This is a genomic window from Rhodoferax ferrireducens T118, assembly GCF_000013605.1.
Classification (GTDB): Bacteria; Pseudomonadota; Gammaproteobacteria; order Burkholderiales; family Burkholderiaceae_C; genus Rhodoferax; species Rhodoferax ferrireducens.
In genome coordinates, this window is record NC_007908.1 from 3,512,885 (window position 1) to 3,529,395 (window position 16,511).

Consider the following 16,511-nt stretch of genomic DNA (forward strand, 5'->3'; position numbering starts at 1 on the left):
GTCTGAGTGAAATAGCTCAGCTCATTTTTTCTGGTGCTGCAGGTCCAATGCCCGCAGCTGTTTGAGCTTTTCGGCAATTCGAATCTCCAGTCCGCGCTCGACCGGGCGGTAAAAGCCCGGCGGCGCCATGCCGTCCGGCAGGTAGCGCTCGCCCGCGGCAAAACCGCCCTCTTCGTCATGCGCATAGCGGTAGCCCTTGCCATAGTCCAGCTCCTTCATCAGCCTGGTCGGCGCATTGCGCAGGTGCATCGGCACGGGGCGCGTACCGTCCTGCTTGACAAAAGCCTTGGCCGCGTTGAAGGCCTTGTAAACTGCATTCGATTTGGGGGCCACCGCCAGATAGACGACGCACTGGGCCAGCGCCAGCTCTCCCTCGGGGCTGCCCAGGCGCTCGTAGACATCGGCCGCATCCAGCGCCAGGCGCAACGCTCGCGGGTCGGCCAGGCCAATATCTTCACTGGCCATGCGGATCAGACGGCGCGCCAGGTAACGCGGCTCAGCGCCGCCATCGAGCATGCGCACCAGCCAGTACAACGCGGCATCCGGGTTCGAGCCGCGTACCGATTTGTGCAGTGCGCTGATGGTGTCGTAAAACTGCTCGCCGCCTTTGTCGTAGCGGCGCATGCGCTCGCCCAGCACCTTCTGCAACCACGGGTCAGTAATTTCGCTCACACGTTCCTGTGTTGCGGCGACAGACAACATCTCCAGCGTGTTAAGCAGGCGCCGGGCGTCGCCGTCAGCAAAGCCGACGAGACGCTCGGATGCTATTTTTTCTATAGCAGGCAGCGCTTGCAGGGCGAGGGCTCTGGCTATGATTTGTTCAAGGTCTTGTGGCGCCAGGGGTTGCAGCACATAGACCGCGGCGCGCGACAGCAAGGCGGAGTTGACTTCAAACGAGGGGTTCTCGGTGGTGGCGCCGATGAAGGTGAACAAGCCGCTCTCCACGTGCGCCAGAAACGCGTCCTGCTGGCTTTTGTTGAAGCGGTGCACCTCGTCGACGAACACAATCGTGCGCCGACCTTGCCCTTGCGCCACCTGGGCCTGCTCGACCGCCTCGCGAATGTCCTTGACACCCCCGAGCACGGCGCTGATGGTGATGAACTGGGCGTCAAATGCGTCCGCCATCAGGCGTGCAATCGTGGTTTTGCCGGTGCCCGGCGGTCCCCACAAAATGCAGCTGTGCGGCTGGCCGGACTCGAACGCAATGCGCAGCGCCATGCCCTCGCCCAGCAGCTGCTGTTGGCCAATGACTTCAAGCAGCGTACGAGGGCGCAGGCGCTCGGCCAAGGGCACATGCGAGTTGGCCGTGCTGTGAGCGACAGGCGTCAAAGTGGCCTCCCTCACCGCTTCACTGCCGGATCACGTCTGCCCCGGCCGGGGGTTTGAACTGAAAGCTGTTCCCCGGCAAAGCAGGATTGACTTCAAACCGACTGAAGCTCAACACCGAGCGCTGGCCAAAGCTGTCGAGGATTTCCAGCGCAGCGAGTTCGGCCGCCTGCTCCCCCGCGCGAAAGCCGACGCGCACGGACTGCAACTGGCCGTCTTTGGATTTCGGCGTCGCAGCCGCCCACTGCAAGCCGTCTTTGTCAGGCGCATCGGCCAGCGTGAAATCAGCCTGCAAAGCACGCAAATCAGGCGCAGCGGCAATCAGCGCAGCAGGCGTGGAGCCCAGCACCTTCGACTGCTGGCGCGCTGTCACCTGGTTCAGGTCCACGTCATACAGCCACAGCGTCTGGCCGTCAGCAACAATGTTTTGCTCAAACGGCTTTTTGTAAACGAACTTGAAACGGTTGGGTCGGGAAAATTCGAAAGTGCCGCTGGACGTTTTAACGCGCGGCGCTTGGCCCGCTTTGGCCGGCGCAGTCACCACCTGGGTGAAATCGGCCCGGCCGGTGTTCACGGTTTTCACAAACACCTCAAGACTTTTCAGGCCTCCAGCCCCCGCCAATCCTGCGTAAGCAGCTATACAAATAGTAGCAAAATATTTCATCGAAACCTTTTTAAAACTCGTAGTTGGGTCCAGGCGAACTGGCTAAGTTCCCACCGGGTCAATCCGCTCGTACCGGCACCAGAATTTCGCGCTGACCGCTGCCGCTCATGGAACTGACCAGGCCGGCATGCTCCATGTCTTCCACCAGCCGGGCCGCGCGGTTGTAGCCGATCTTGAGATGGCGCTGCACCAGCGAAATGCTGGCCTTGCGGTTCTTCAAGACGACCTCGACCGCCTGGTCATACATCGGGTCTTTTTCGCCGCCGCCGTTGCCGCCCTCGCCCATCAGGTCACCCAGACTGTCATCGGTGCCGCCTTCGAGCACGCCTTCAATGTAGTTCGGCTCGCCCTGCGACTTGAGGTAGCTCACCACCCGGTGCACCTCTTCGTCGCTGACAAAGGCACCATGCACGCGTGTCGGCAGGCCGCTGCCGGGCATGTACAGCATGTCGCCCAAGCCCAGCAGGGCTTCGGCGCCCATCTGGTCCAGGATGGTTCGGCTGTCGATCTTGCTGCTGACCTTGAATGAAATACGGGTCGGAATATTGGCCTTGATCAGGCCGGTGATCACATCCACGCTCGGGCGTTGCGTGGCCAGAATCAGGTGGATGCCCGCGGCGCGCGCTTTCTGCGCCAGGCGGGCAATCAGCTCTTCAATCTTCTTGCCGATCACCATCATCAAATCGGCCAGCTCATCGATGACCACCACGATGTGCGGCAGGCGCTCCAGCGGCTCGGGCGCGTCCGGCGTCAGGCTGAACGGGTTGCCGATGTGCTCGCCGCGCGCCTTGGCCTCGTCAATCTTGGCGTTGTAACCGGCCAGATTGCGCACCCCCAATTTGCTCAGCAGCTTGTAGCGGCGCTCCATCTCGCCCACGCACCAGGTCAGGCCGTAGGCCGCCTGTTTCATGTCGGTCACCACCGGCGCCAGCAAATGCGGAATGCCCTCGTACACCGACATTTCCAGCATCTTGGGGTCAATCATCAGCAGCCGCACGTCGCGCGCCTCGGCCTTGTACAGCAGGCTCAAAATCATGGCGTTGATGCCCACCGATTTGCCCGAGCCCGTGGTGCCCGCCACCAGCACGTGCGGCATCTTGGCCAGGTCCACCACCACCGGGTTGCCAACAATGTCCTTGCCCAGACCCATGGTGAGCATGGACTTGGCCTCATGGTAGATTTGCGAGCCCAAAATCTCGGACAGCTTGATCGACTGGCGCTTGGCATTGGGCAACTCCAGCGCCATGTAGTTTTTGCCCGGAATCGTCTCCACCACGCGAATCGACACCAGGCTCAATGAGCGCGCCAGGTCCTTGGCCAGCCCGACAATCTGCGAGCCCTTGACGCCGGTGGCGGGTTCGATCTCATAACGCGTGATGACCGGGCCGGGTTGGGCCAGCACCACCCGCACCTCAACGCCAAAATCCTTCAGCTTTTTCTCGATCATGCGGCTGGTCATCTCCAGCGTCTCGGGCGCGACCGTCTCTTGCCGCACCAGCGCGTCGTCGAGCAAATCGACCTGTGGCAGCTTGCTGTCAGGCAGTTCGGAAAACAAGGCTTTTTGCCGCTCTTTGACAACCCGCGCGCTTTTGGGCACATCCACCAGCACCGGCTCAATCAGGACCGGACGCGGGTGCTGAACCGTACTGTCCTGGCGTTCCTCAATGACCACTTCTTCCCGCGCACGGGCCGCCTGTTGGCCCATGGCCACATCCTGCGCCACTTCGCGCTGCTCACGCCGTGCTTCAACCTGAGAATACAACCAGGCACCCAGACGCTCCGCCACCTGGCCCCAGGAAAAATGAAACACGCGCGCCGTCCCCAGCACACCCAGAGCAATTGCCACCAAGGCAGAGCCGACAGAACCCAGCCACTGAACACTCCACGGTCCGACAAGATAGCCCAGGATGCCACCGCCATTCCCCGGCAGACGAGCTTCCAGGCTGTACAGGTACGACCACTCCAGGCTGGCGCTGGCGCACAGCAACAGTGCCAGCGCGCACCAGAAGGCGGTGCGACTGGACGCCAACCGGGCGATCAGCGAGTTTGACGATGTAGCCGGCTCAGCCTGGCCGCCAAGCAGATCACGCCCGCGCAACCAACGGGCCAGCCCGGCGAGCCAGGTGCGCACCGCCGCCGCCACACACCACCAGACTGAAAATCCAAAGACGTAATAGCTGCCATCGGCCAGCCAGGCCCCCAAGCGCCCGGCCCGGTTCAGCACCGGTGCGCCACTGCCCGAGGTCGACCAGGCCGCATCCTGCGCGGAATAGGTCAACAGCGCGACCAGCCAAAGCAGCAACAGGAGCAAACCAAGCAGCAAGCCCATTTCATCGGCAAAACGCCGCCAGCCGGAAGCAACAGGCGCCACCGAAGAGCGCGGAGAATTCAAGGTATTTAGAGAATAAGTCATACTATCCCGCACTGTACACGGCACATTCGATTCTTCTGAAAAGGTTTACACAATGTCAACAACAACCCATGCCAAAGTTCTGATCCTGGGCTCCGGCCCCGCAGGCTACACCGCCGCCATCTATGCAGCCCGCGCCAACCTGAAACCCCTGCTGATCACCGGCATTGCCCAGGGCGGCCAGTTAATGACCACCACCGAGGTCGACAACTGGCCCGCCGACGTCGACGGAGTGCAGGGGCCCGACCTGATGCAGCGCTTTCTGGCGCATGCCGAGCGCTTCAAGACCGAGATTGTGTTTGACCACATCAACACGGTTGATTTCTCAAAGCGCCCCTTCACCCTGAAAGGCGACAGTGGCGAGTACACCTGTGACGCGCTGGTCCTGGCCACCGGCGCCTCCGCCCAATACCTGGGATTGGCGTCCGAGACCGCGTTCATGGGACGCGGCGTGTCCGGTTGCGCCACCTGCGACGGTTTTTTCTACCGCGACCAGGACGTTTGCGTGGTGGGCGGCGGCAACACCGCGGTTGAAGAGGCCCTTTACCTGTCCAATATTGCCAGCAAGGTGTATTTGATCCACCGCCGTGACAAGTTCCGCGCCGAGCCGATCCTGATCGACAAGCTGATGGAAAAGGTTGGGAGCGGCAAGATTGTCCTCAAGACCTCCAACACCCTCGATGAAGTGCTGGGCGATGCCAGCGGCGTGACCGGCGTGCGGCTGAAGAACGCCAGCACCGGCAGCACCGAAGAGCTGCGTCTGCAGGGCTGCTTTATTGCCATTGGCCACACGCCCAACACCGAGATTTTCAAAGGCCAACTCGACATGGAGGGTGGCTACATCATCACCCAGGGAGGCAACAAGGGTTTTGCCACCCAGACCAGCGTGCCCGGCATTTTTGCCGCGGGCGACGTCCAGGACCACGTGTATCGGCAGGCGATCACCAGCGCCGGCACCGGTTGCATGGCGGCGCTGGATGCGCAGCGTTTTCTGGAACAGGAATAGATCCGCGGGAGGCGGGCCCGGGTGACAGCGCAGAGCCGGCTATAATTGCTGGCTTTGCTGAATCCGGCCTGTGAAGGCTTGGGGATAGCAATCGGGTTACCGCCACCCTTTTTCTTGGCGAGGTGAGGCTTGAGCGAGATCGGAAGTTGTTGTTAAAGCAGTTTGTTTTAACGATTATTTCTTGATCGACAGTAAAAGCCGTTATAAATATCGGAGTGTCCACATGGCACGCGTATGTGAAGTCACGGGCAAAGGCCCGATGGTGGGAAACAAGGTTTCTCACGCCAACAACAGAACCAAGCGCCGGTTCCTGCCGAACCTGCAATACCGCCGTTTCTGGGTCGAGACCGAAAACCGCTGGATTCGTCTGCGAATCTCCAATGCAGGTCTTCGTTTGATCGACAAAAACGGTATTGATGTTGTGCTCGCAGATCTGCGCGCACGTGGTCAGGCATAAGGAGCAACACCATGGCAACCAAAGGCGGACGCGAAAAAATCAAGCTGGAATCTACAGCTGGCACCGGTCACTTCTACACCACCAGCAAAAACAAGAAAACCATGCCCGAGAAAATGCTGATCAAGAAATTTGATCCGAAAGCTCGCAAGCACGTGGACTACAAGGAAATGAAGCTGAAGTAATTCAGTCTTTCTGACCCACAAAAAAGCCCGCTCTTGGCGGGCTTTTTTGCGTTCTGGGTTCTTTCAGGCCTGCGCCGCCCGCAGCCGCAATGAGAACGCCTGCAAAGCCACAATGCCGCTGGCCTCGGCCTGGTGGCACCAGGCTTGCAAATCAGCCGCCAATTGCTCGCGGGTATGGGAGCGATTCAGCCACATCTGGCGCAACTCTTCGCGCATCAGCACCATTTTGTCGAGCACCGGCGAAGCCGCCCGGGCCAAGGCCAACTGGGGCACGGCAGCCGCCGGTACTTTGTCCACATCACGGTGCAGCCAGCGCTTGGCCGCTTTGATGACCGCAGCGTCAGCGCGGCGCGCCTGCAGGGCCTGCAACTCATCCTTGAAGGCACGACGCATGTCTTTGGCGTAAGCGGCCATGATTTCATAACGGTTGGAGATCAGCGCCTCCAGGGTTTTTTCATCCGCTACCGGGCGTATGTCACCCAGCGCCAGTTTCGGGGGCGTCTTCTTGACGGTGGCCAAGCCAAGGCGCTGCATCAGGCTGATGTACACCCAGCCAATATCAAACTCGTAGGGCTTGACCGACAGCTTGGCCGAGGTGGGGTAGGTATGGTGGTTGTTGTGCAGCTCTTCACCGGCAATCAGGATGCCCCAGGGTGAAATGTTGGTGCTGGCATCGGTCACCTCAAAATTGCGGTAACCCCAATAATGCGCCGCACCATTCACGATGCCGGCGGCCATCACCGGGGTCCAGGCCATCTGCACCGCCCACACGACCAGGCCCGCGGCGCCAAACAAGACCAGATCAATGACCAGCATCAAGCTCACACCCTGCCAGGAAAAACGGCTGTACAGATTGCGCTCCAGCCAGTCATTGGGCGTGCCATGACCATAACGCGTCATGGTTTCCTTGTTGGCGGCCTCTTTGCGGTACAACTCATAACCTTGCAGCAGCACGGTTTTGATGCCGTAGACATGCGGACTGTGCGGGTCTTCGGCCTGCTCGCACTTGGCATGGTGCTTGCGGTGAATGGAGGTCCACTCTTTGGTGACCTGGCCCGTGGTCAGCCACAACCAGAATCTGAAAAAGTGGGCGGCCACCGGGTGCAAATCAAGCGCGCGGTGCGCCTGATGCCGATGCAAGAACACCGTCACGCTGATCATGGTGACGTGCGTCATGACCAAAGTGAACAACACCATTTGCCACCAGCTCAGCGGCCAAAATCCATGCGCCAGCCAGTCAAGCAGAGTATCCAGGGCAGCCCAGTCAGGTAACAACATCCAGCGAGTTTCTCAAGAAAAATTAGTGAAAATCAGGTTCAACTTGCGGGTTACCTGCTAACCGCCGATTTTAAGGGAACCCTTTTTTCGACCGGCCCTGTTGGAAGTCAATGGGCTATGAACCCGTAAGGTTGATCGCCCCTCGCCCAGCCTCCAAGCCATCGCAGCTCAAGCTCTTTGCCAAACCGCCGCAAAGAAGCCGTCGGTGTGATGGCGGTGTGGCCACAAACGCAGATAACGCTGACCCGTTTCGCCGCCGCTGCAGAGTTTGGCCGCGTCTGCCACCTTCAAGCCCGACAAAACTTCACCCGCCTCCAGCGGCGCAAAGTCAGGATTGGCCTCGGAAAACGCCTGTGCAATCGCCTCATTTTCCTGCACCAGCATGCTGCAGGTGGCGTACACCAGACGGCCGCCCGGTTTCAGCAGCCGCGCTGCGCTTTGCAGAATGGCAGCCTGGGTCACGGCCAACTCGGCCACCAAACCCAGGCTTTGGCGCCATTTAAGGTCAGGGTTGCGTCGCAGCGTGCCCAGCCCCGAGCACGGCGCATCGACCAGCACGCGGTCGATCTTGCCTGCGAGACGCTTGACACGATCATCGCGCTCATGGGCGATGGCCGCCGGATGCACATTGGACAAGCCACTGCGCGCCAAACGCGGCTTGAGCGCATCGAGCCGGTGCGGCGAGGTATCAAACGCATACAAACGGCCGGTGCTGCGCATGCAGGCACCAATGGCCAGGGTTTTGCCGCCGGCGCCGGCACAAAAATCGACCACCATCTCGCCGCGCTTGGCGTCGAGCAGCATGGCCAGCAGTTGCGAGCCTTCGTCCTGCACTTCAAACGCACCTTTGATGAACCCATCGAACTTGTTCAAGGTCGGTTTGCCGGCAATGCGCAGACCCCAAGGGGAATAAGGCGTGTTGACGGCCTTGATGCCTGCCTGGGCCAGCTCTTTTTGCACGTCGGCGCGCTTGGCGTTCAGCGCATTGACGCGCAGATCGAGCCCCGCCCCCAGGTTCAGACTCTCGGCCAGCGGCCAGAATTCATCGCCCAACTGGTCTTTCAGTGGCTGCACCAGCCACTCGGGCAGGTTGTGGCGGTGGCGTTCCATCAAGTCGGCCACATTGATTTTTTCGCACTGGTCAAGCCAGTTTTTCTCCTGGTCGGTCAAAGCGCTGCGCAGAAAATCGCCGGGGCCGTAAAACCCCAGAATCGCCAGCCGCCGCTCTTTGGGGCCGCTGCCAGAGGGCGCGAAGTGGTCAAACAGCAGTTTTTTACGCAGGACGTTATAAACCGTGCCCGACAGGGTGGCGCGCTCGCGCGGCCCAAGACCCCGGTTGTCGCGAAAAAATTTCGCCACGATGGCGTCGGTGGGATGGTCAAATTTGAGACTGAGCCGAACCAGTTCGGAACAGACGTCGAGGAGAGCTTTAGGATGCATAGCGCTGGATTGTCCCATGCCTGACCCATCTCATCACCCGTTGCTCGGCTAGACGCGCCTGAGTCGGCTACTGGTTTGAACAAGCCGCCAGGCCGTAGGACAAGAGCGGGTTTTACACGACTTCACCGTGGAGAAACAAAAACCGAGTCCGCTTCCTGCACAATGCGCCTTTACACCGCGCCCTGGGTTGCAAGCACCGATGACATCAACCATATATGAAGCTTCTGGGTCTCGCCGGGCCTGCTCACGCACCTTGGCACTTGCCATATTTCCCTTGTTCATCCTGAGCGGCTGTGCGTCCTGGTCTGCCAGGACCGCGGATACGCCGGCTGTTGACGTGCCCACGCATTGGTCGACGGCCGTGTCGTCCAACAACGCGCAAGCACCTGCAACTTCACTTGCGCAGTGGTGGCAAAGATTCAACGACCCGCTGCTCAGCACCCTGGTGACGCAGGCTTTGCAGGCCAACACCAGCATCCTGTCGGCGCAAGCCGCGCTGCAGCAGGCACGAGCGCTACGCGACGTGAGAACCGCCGGCCTGTTGCCGGGTGTGAATGCCTCCGGGTCAGCACAACGTAGCAAGTCCGGCGATAACGATGCCAGCAACAGTTTTAGAGCCGGGCTGGACGCCAGTTGGGAACCCGATATTTTTGGCGGCAAACGCAGCGCCCTGAACGCCAGCGAAGCCGACGCCCAGGCCGCCCAGACCACGCTGGCCGATGTGCAGGTGTCCATCGCCGCCGAGGTGGCACTGGCCTACATCCAGTTGCGCGGCCAGCAGGCGCAATTGCTGATTGCCCGCAACAACCTCGCCAGCCAGACAGAAACTCTGCAAATTACCGATTGGCGTGCACAGGCCGGGCTGATCACGTCGCTGGAAGTGGAGCAATCGCGCGCCTCTACCGAGCAAACCCGGGCCCAAATCCCTGCGCTGGAAGCCAGCATCGCCAAGACCCGGCACAGCCTGGCGGTGCTGACCGGTCAGCCGCCTGACTCCCTGCAGGCACTGATCAACGACCCGACGGCGGTGCCGCAAGCGGCGCCGGACTTGGCCCTGAGCATTCCAGCGCAAACGCTGCGCCAGCGTCCCGATGTGCGCACCGCAGAACACCGCATCAGCGCCGCACTGGCACAGGTCTCTGCGGCCGACGCGGCGCGCTATCCCGGGTTTTCCATCGGCGGCTCGCTCGGGCTCAACGCCTTGACGCTTGCCGGGCTGGGCAGCGGGGCTACGGTAGCCACCGCCTTGTTGGCCAGCGTCTCGGTGCCGCTGTTTGACGGTGGTGCCGCGCGCTCGCAGGTGCTGGCGCAAGAGGCCGCGCTGGAGCAGGCCCGGGTCAACTACCAAGCCGTTGTGTTGACCGCCCTGAAAGATGTCGAAGACGCCTTGGTGGCGTTGCAGGGCGACCGCGCCCGGCTCATCCATTTGCAAGGGGCCGCCACCGCGGCTGGCAACGCGGACCTGATGGCGCAACAGCGCTACAGCAGCGGCCTGATTGACTTCCAGACCGTGTTGCAGACCCAGCGCACGCTGCTCAGTGCCCAAGACAGCGTCGCCAGCACCGAGGCCGACGTCAGCGCCGACCATGTGCGCCTGTACAAGGCGCTGGGGGGCGGCTGGAACTGAGCCCCGGCGGCACTCTCTCACGCCAGACGCAGCCACTGTTTGAAAATAAAAAGACCAATTGCCAGAACACACCATGACCATCCCCACCACTCCCAACGCCCCCACCCCCGCTGCGGCCCCGGGCGAAGCTCTCTCAAGTGCCAACCTGCAGACGCTGCTCAAGGAAGGCCCCAAGCGGGTCTGGTGGCGCCGCACCACGCTCTGGATCATTGTCGGTCTGCTGGTTCTGTCGGGCGTGGGCTACTATTTTTGGCAGGCCAGCGCAACGCGCAATGCAACACCGGTTTTTGTGACCGAGCCCGCCAACAAAGGCAATCTGACACTCACCGTGGCGGCCAACGGCACGATACAACCCACCCGCTCGGTGAGCATCGGCAGCGAACTCTCAGGCACCGTGCTGCGGGTGCTGGTGGACGTGAATGATCAGGTCAAAAAAGGCCAGGTGCTGGTCGAGCTTGACACCGCCAAGCTGAGCGATCAGGTCGCGCGCTCGCGCGCCGCACTCAGCGCTGCGCGAGCCCAGGTGGCGCAAGCGGTGGCCACCGTCAGCGAAGCCCAGGGCAACTTGGGCCGGCTGGAAGAAGTGGCGCGCTTGTCCGGCGGCAAGGTGCCCTCCAAAGCCGAGCTTGATTCCGGCCGTGCCACGCTGGAGCGAGCCCAGGCCGAGGAGTTGAGCGCCCGCGCCAACGTGGTGCAAGCGCAGGCGACGGTATCGACCGACGAAACCAACCTGTCCAAAGCGTCCATCCGCTCACCCACCGATGGGGTGGTGTTGACCCGCACGGTGGACCCCGGCAATGCCGTCGCGGCCTCACTGCAAGCCGTCACCTTGTTCACGGTGGCCGAAGACCTGAGCAAACTCCGGCTGCAAGTCAACGTGGACGAGGCCGACGTGGGCTCGGTCAAAGTCGGGCAGAAAGCGCGCTTTACCGTCAGCGCCTACCCGGCGCGCAACTACCCGGCCACCATCACCCGCGTGGCGTTTGGCAGCACCATCACCGAGAACGTGGTGACCTACATCACCTACATGGAGGTTGACAACAAGGATCTGAGCTTGCGCCCTGGCATGACGGCCTCCGCCACCATCACCTCGACCGAGCGCAATGACGTCCTGCTGGTGCCCAACACGGCACTGCGCTTCTCGCCGTCCGTCAGCGGCGGTGCCGCCGGTGCAGCCAAGAGCGGCGGCATCATGTCGAGCCTGCTGCCGCGCATGCCGCGCACCGGCGCCCGCAAGTCGGCCGGTGGCAGCGGTCCGTCCAAGCAAGTGTGGGTGCTGCGTGACGGTGCGGCCGTGGCCGTGGACGTGAAGACCGGCATCAGCGACGGCCGCATGACCGAGATCACCGGCGGCGAGTTGCAGCCCGGCATGCTGGTCATCACCGACCAGCGTAGCGGGGGTACCGCGCCATGAGCGAGACCCCGCTGATTGAACTCAAAGGGGTCACCAAGGTCTATGGCGAGGGCGCCACCGCATTACAAGCCCTCAAGGGGGTTGACCTGACGATTCAAGCCGGCGATTTTGTCGCCATCATGGGCCCCAGCGGCTCGGGCAAGTCCACCGCCATGAATATGCTGGGTTGTCTGGACTCACCCACCACGGGCGAGTATTTGTTCAACGGTGTGCACGTCGAAACCCTGTCGCGCGACCAGCGCGCGCTCTTGCGCCGGCGCTTTCTGGGCTTTGTATTTCAGGGTTTCAACCTGCTGGCACGCACCTCGGCGCAAGAAAACGTGGAACTGCCCCTGCTGTACCGGGGCGAATCCGCCAAAGCGCGCCATGCCGCCGCGACCAGAGCCCTGGCCTCCGTGGGTCTGGCGGGCTGGGAGCACCACACACCCGCCGAGCTGTCGGGCGGCCAGCAACAGCGCGTGGCCATTGCCCGCGCCATCGTCACCGAACCCGCCGTGCTGCTGGCCGACGAGCCGACCGGCAACCTCGACACCCAGCGCAGCCGCGAGATCATGGACTTGCTGTGGGGCCTGAATGTGGAGCACGGCATCACGGTTCTGATGGTCACCCACGAAGCCGACATGGCAGCCTACGCCAAGCGCATCGTGCATTTTGTTGACGGCGTGGTGGACAACGACACACGCAATCCACATCCGGCCGGCCTGCATGAAGCCGCCGTCGCGCCCGTCGCACCAGCGAAACTGGAAACTGCCTGATGCTGCTCAACACCCTGCTGCTCGCCCTGCGCTCGATCCGGCGCAACCTGTTGCGCTCATTCCTGACCATTTTGGGCATTGTGATTGGCGTCAGCGCCGTCATCACCATGGTCACTTTGGGTAACGGGGCCACGCTGGCGATCCAGAATCAAATTTCCGGCTTGGGCACCAACCTGCTGCAAGTACGCCCCGGCCAACGCATGATGGGCGGCGCCGGCGGCGCCCCGTCCTTCAAGGAAGTGGACGCCGAAGCCATCGCCAGCCAGATCGGCGGCATTGCCGCCGTCGCACCCGAGGCCCGCGCCGGCGGCACCCTGGTTGCCAACGGCCGTAACTGGACCAGCAGCTTCATCGGCAGCAGCAACAACTGGCTGATCACGGGCAACTGGAAGATCGCTGACGGGCGCGAGTTTTCCAACGACGAGTTGATGGCCGGTGCCGCCGTCTGCCTGATTGGTGAGACCGTGCGACGCGAGCTTTTTGGCAGCCGTCCCGTGCTGGGCGAGCAGTTGCGCGTCAAGCAAGTGTCCTGCAACATCGTCGGCCTGCTGGCGTCCAAGGGCCAGGGTGCCTTTGGCAACGACCAGGACGACGTGGTGCTGCTGCCCCTCAAAACGCTGCAGCGCCGCATCACCGGCAACACCCGCGTCAACACCTTGCTGGTGTCGATGATGGACGGCAGCGACCCCGAGCGCGTCAAGGCCAGCATCACCCAGCTGCTGCGCGAGCGGCGCAAGCTGGCTCAAAGTGATGAGGACAACTTCAATGTGCTCGACACCAAGCAACTGGCCGACACCCTGTCGGGCACCACCAAGGTGCTGACCACGCTCTTAGGCGCGGTGGCCGCCGTGAGCTTGCTGGTGGGCGGCATTGGCATCATGAACATCATGCTGGTGAGCGTGACCGAGCGCACCCGCGAGATCGGCCTGCGCCTGGCCATTGGCGCCATGGAGCGCGAGGTGCTGCTGCAGTTTCTGATTGAAGCCGTGGTGCTGGCCGCGCTCGGCGGCTTGATTGGCATCGTGCTGGCCACCGGTGCGTCGATCGTGCTGGCGGGCGTGATGGATGTGCCCTATGTCTTTAACCCGATGGTGAACCTGGTGTCGTTCTTGTTCTCGGCCGGCATTGGCGTGCTGTTCGGTTACTTTCCGGCGCGCCGGGCGGCCCGGCTGGATCCGATTGAGGCGCTGCGGCACGAATAAAAAAGATAGCTGCTCAGGCTTATTCCACGGGGGCTAGAGCCTGATTTGTCTTCAAGTTTTTGGCGACCCGGCGGCCCGTGCCCATGACGCCCTTTACGGCGGATCTCGATTTGCCCGGCCATGTGAAGCCGGCCCTGCAACCTATAAAAAAAAAAGGGCTGAGTTTCCTCAGCCCCTTTTTCCTGGAATCAGCTAACTTACTGGGCAGCTGGCGCAACAGGGGCCGCCTTCTTCACGGCGCGGGCCTTATGAGCCTTCTTGACAGTGTGTTTCTTGACAACAGCCTTCTTCACTTTGGGCGTGGTCTTCACAACGGGAGCCGTCGCACCAGCATCATTCGCAGCAGCAGGGGCCTGCGCAAACGACAAAGCAGCAACGCTGGAAAGCAATACAGTAGCGATCAGGGTCTTGATATTCAACATGGTTAGCACTCACTCTAAAAGCGATAGTCGTATGAGCTCCGACTATCATAAGCGAGCCTGAATTTCTTTCGGGCTTATGCAGATAACGCGCGAGGTCCAGGCGCGTTGACTCAAATACTTTTCTTTGCAAAAGCTGCCAACCCCGCGCATGGGTATCGAGCCCAGTCATGGCATGGCCAGGTCAAGACTTGTTACATCTCAGCCCACTTGCACACTCTGAGCAAAAAAACAGTTGGTTCACGCACTCAGGCAACTTGGAGCCCACGGCAATGAAATAAAAGCCCGCTTTCCAGCCGACAGCAGAAGTCGGGCATCACAGGCAACCTAAGATAGCCCCTTTCGCAATTCAACCGGAAGTTTTTTTCAGCGCCCTGGATTCAGGGCAAATCCCCTGATGGTCCATCAATCAATCCCTACGTTCCAAGAGACGCCCTCATGTTGAGCCGGTTTGGCATTCTGGTCATGCATCTGCTGGGGCGTTTGCCGCTGGCGTGGGTGCGGGCGCTGGGCTACGGCCTGGGTTGGACGCTGTACTTTCTGGCGCTGCCACGGCGGCGGGTGGCCCAGACCAACTTGCGTTTGTGTTTTCCCGATCAGACTGCAACGCAAATCCGGCTGCTGGCGCGCCGCACTTTTGTCCATTTTGCCCAGGCCTGGCTGGACCGGGGCTGGCTTTGGCATGGAACGCCCGAGGTGACACGCCGGCGCCTGACCCTCATGGGCGCGGTGAGTGAACTGCACGGCAGTGAACCGGTGGTTATTTTTGCACCTCATTTTGTGGGCCTGGATGCGGGTTGGACCGCGCTGACCCAGCAGCTGCCACGGCAATTCACCACGATCTATACCAATCAGGCCAACAAAATTCTTGACGCCTGGATTCTCGCTGGCCGCCGGCGTTTTGGGTCTGCCAGGCTGTTTGGACGGGTCGATGGCGTGAAAACCATCGTGGCGGCGTTACGCTCAGGCGATCCGCTGTATTTGTTGCCGGACATGAACTTTGGAGTGGAAGACTCCATTTTTGTCCCGTTCTACGGCATTTCAGCCGCAACAGTGCCCTCCTTGGCGCGCTTTGCCAAACTGGGCCGCGCCAAGGTGGTGCCGGTGGTGACCCGCATGACGCACCAGGGCTACGAGGTTGAAGTGATGCCGGCCTGGCCGGGCTTTCCCTCCGACGATGCGCTCGCCGATACGGCGCTCATGAACCAACGGTTGCAGTCTTACATAGACAGCATGCCGGACCAGTATTTCTGGGTGCACAAGCGCTTCAAGGACCGCCCGCCGGGCATCCCGGCAGTTTACTGAAATTTATATGATTTAGGCCTCTAGCCACCGTCCAATAGGCGTGAGTAGCTATTATTTTTATAGCTTATTGGGTTGCAAAAAGTCGCCAATCAGTTGCGCGACCAACTGGGGCTGTTCATGCACGATCCAGTGTGTGGCGTCGGCCACGGTTTTGATCGTCAGCGGGTCAACATAGTCACCGAGCCCTTCGAGCAAGATGGGCGGCAGCGCCGTATCGCCCAGTCCCCAGATCACCAGCGTGGGCAGGGTCACGGTCAACATGGACCGCGGCAGCTCGACTGCGGCAGCGGCGGGGTCATCGGCTCGGGGCGGGCGCAGCGGTGAGGCCCGGTACAGGTTGCAGCCGCCGGTCAGCCCGGCGCCCCAGACGTCGCGGTACTGCGCCTTGACTTCCTCAGTGAGCCAGGCAGCTGGGTGCGAGCCAAACCGATCGGTCAGGAAGTCCCAGAGTCGGCGGTAGTCGTCCTGGGCCAGCAATTCTTCTGCGTCCGGGCGAATGAGAAAGTTCATGTAGGCGCTGGCGGCCTGCTGCGCCGGGTTGTTTTTGAGCTCACGCAAAAACGTGCCGGGATGGGGGGAGTTGATGATGACCAACTGGCGGATCAGATCGGGCAACTGGTTGGCTAGATTCCACGCCACCGCACCGCCCCAGTCATGCGCCACCAGCGCGGCGAGCTGGCCGCCCTGCTCTGCCGCCTCGATCGCCATCAGGGCAGCGATGTCTTGCACCAGGTGTTTGGGGCGGTAAGCGCTGACGTCTGCCGGTGCGCTGGAGTGCTCGAAGCCACGCAGATTGGGCGCCACGCAGCGGTAGCCACCGTTCTCGGCGCGAGAGAAATGCACCAGCAAAGAATCCCACACAAAAGCTGCTTCAGGGAAACCATGCAAGAACATGAGAACGGGTCGCCCCCGGTCGCCGGCGGCCCGGCAACTCAGGGTGATGCCATGCGGCAAACGCCAGGAGTCAATCTCGATCATGGTGAAGTCGGCCCGTTAAAGTCAAAACGGTTGTGAGACTACGACGCC

The 16,511-nt window shown here is 61.5% G+C and carries 15 protein-coding genes; 8 read left to right on the plus strand and 7 right to left on the minus strand.

Going from position 1 to position 16,511, the window contains the following annotated elements; translation table 11 throughout:
• Window positions 1-21: 21 nt before the first annotated feature.
• Genes RFER_RS16075 through RFER_RS16085 form a run of 3 tightly spaced genes read right to left on the minus strand, consistent with a single transcriptional unit; the run spans window position 22 to window position 4,403 of the window.
• Window positions 22-1,329 carry a replication-associated recombination protein A gene (locus tag RFER_RS16075; protein ID WP_011465448.1) on the minus strand — a complete coding sequence of 436 codons (1,308 nt, stop codon included), beginning with the start codon at window positions 1,327-1,329 and terminating at the stop codon, window positions 22-24.
• A 19-nt stretch (window positions 1,330-1,348) separates the two neighbouring features.
• The gene (lolA, locus tag RFER_RS16080) at window positions 1,349-1,990 is read right to left on the minus strand and encodes an outer membrane lipoprotein chaperone LolA (RefSeq protein WP_011465449.1); all 642 of its coding nucleotides are present in this window, start codon (window positions 1,988-1,990) and stop codon (window positions 1,349-1,351) included.
• A 58-nt stretch (window positions 1,991-2,048) separates the two neighbouring features.
• Entirely contained in the window at window positions 2,049-4,403 is a 2,355-nt protein-coding gene (locus RFER_RS16085) for a DNA translocase FtsK (RefSeq protein WP_011465450.1), read from the minus strand.
• A gap of 52 nt (window positions 4,404-4,455) precedes the next feature.
• Between RFER_RS16085 and trxB the strand changes: the two genes are divergently transcribed.
• From trxB to rpmG, 3 genes are all read left to right on the plus strand, one after another.
• On the plus strand, window positions 4,456-5,406 hold the full coding sequence (trxB, locus tag RFER_RS16090) for a thioredoxin-disulfide reductase (protein ID WP_011465451.1): 951 nt from the start codon (window positions 4,456-4,458) through the stop codon (window positions 5,404-5,406).
• 223 nt (window positions 5,407-5,629) lie between these two features.
• A complete protein-coding gene (gene rpmB / locus RFER_RS16095) occupies window positions 5,630-5,863 on the plus strand; it encodes a 50S ribosomal protein L28 (RefSeq protein WP_011465452.1) in 234 nt (77 codons plus the stop codon).
• An 11-nt stretch (window positions 5,864-5,874) separates the two neighbouring features.
• A complete protein-coding gene (gene rpmG / locus RFER_RS16100; protein WP_011465453.1) occupies window positions 5,875-6,045 on the plus strand; it encodes a 50S ribosomal protein L33 in 171 nt (56 codons plus the stop codon).
• 63 nt (window positions 6,046-6,108) lie between these two features.
• On the opposite strand, the gene RFER_RS16105 is transcribed toward rpmG, so the two are convergent.
• Together RFER_RS16105 and RFER_RS16110 are read right to left on the minus strand one after the other, a co-directional pair.
• A complete protein-coding gene (locus RFER_RS16105; RefSeq protein WP_011465454.1) occupies window positions 6,109-7,323 on the minus strand; it encodes a DesA family fatty acid desaturase in 1,215 nt (404 codons plus the stop codon).
• Between the two features lie 168 nt (window positions 7,324-7,491).
• A complete protein-coding gene (locus RFER_RS16110) occupies window positions 7,492-8,763 on the minus strand; it encodes an RsmB/NOP family class I SAM-dependent RNA methyltransferase (RefSeq protein WP_041790886.1) in 1,272 nt (423 codons plus the stop codon).
• Window positions 8,764-8,962: 199 nt separating this feature from the next.
• On the opposite strand from RFER_RS16110, the gene RFER_RS16115 reads away from it, so the two are divergent.
• The 4 genes from RFER_RS16115 to RFER_RS16130 all read left to right on the plus strand — a co-directional run bounded on the left by RFER_RS16115 (window position 8,963) and on the right by RFER_RS16130 (window position 13,761).
• Window positions 8,963-10,390, plus strand: a complete 1,428-nt coding sequence (locus RFER_RS16115) for an efflux transporter outer membrane subunit (protein ID WP_011465456.1) — start codon at window positions 8,963-8,965, stop codon at window positions 10,388-10,390.
• Between the two features lie 73 nt (window positions 10,391-10,463).
• A complete protein-coding gene (locus RFER_RS16120; RefSeq protein WP_011465457.1) occupies window positions 10,464-11,804 on the plus strand; it encodes an efflux RND transporter periplasmic adaptor subunit in 1,341 nt (446 codons plus the stop codon).
• Window positions 11,801-12,559 (plus strand): ABC transporter ATP-binding protein, encoded by a 759-nt coding sequence (locus RFER_RS16125; protein ID WP_011465458.1) that lies wholly within the window; start codon window positions 11,801-11,803, stop codon window positions 12,557-12,559. Before RFER_RS16120 ends, RFER_RS16125 begins: the two co-directional genes overlap by 4 nt.
• Window positions 12,559-13,761 (plus strand): ABC transporter permease, encoded by a 1,203-nt coding sequence (locus RFER_RS16130; protein WP_011465459.1) that lies wholly within the window; start codon window positions 12,559-12,561, stop codon window positions 13,759-13,761. The genes RFER_RS16125 and RFER_RS16130 overlap by 1 nt, the downstream gene beginning before the upstream one ends.
• A 197-nt stretch (window positions 13,762-13,958) precedes the next feature.
• Here the strand turns inward: RFER_RS16130 and RFER_RS16135 are convergent, their stop codons facing one another.
• On the minus strand, window positions 13,959-14,183 hold the full coding sequence (locus RFER_RS16135) for a hypothetical protein (protein WP_041790891.1): 225 nt from the start codon (window positions 14,181-14,183) through the stop codon (window positions 13,959-13,961).
• A gap of 435 nt (window positions 14,184-14,618) precedes the next feature.
• On the opposite strand from RFER_RS16135, the gene RFER_RS16140 reads away from it, so the two are divergent.
• Entirely contained in the window at window positions 14,619-15,485 is an 867-nt protein-coding gene (locus RFER_RS16140; protein ID WP_011465460.1) for a lipid A biosynthesis acyltransferase, read from the plus strand.
• A gap of 57 nt (window positions 15,486-15,542) precedes the next feature.
• Here the strand turns inward: RFER_RS16140 and RFER_RS16145 are convergent, their stop codons facing one another.
• Entirely contained in the window at window positions 15,543-16,463 is a 921-nt protein-coding gene (locus RFER_RS16145; RefSeq protein ID WP_011465461.1) for an alpha/beta fold hydrolase, read from the minus strand.
• Window positions 16,464-16,511 lie beyond the last annotated feature (48 nt).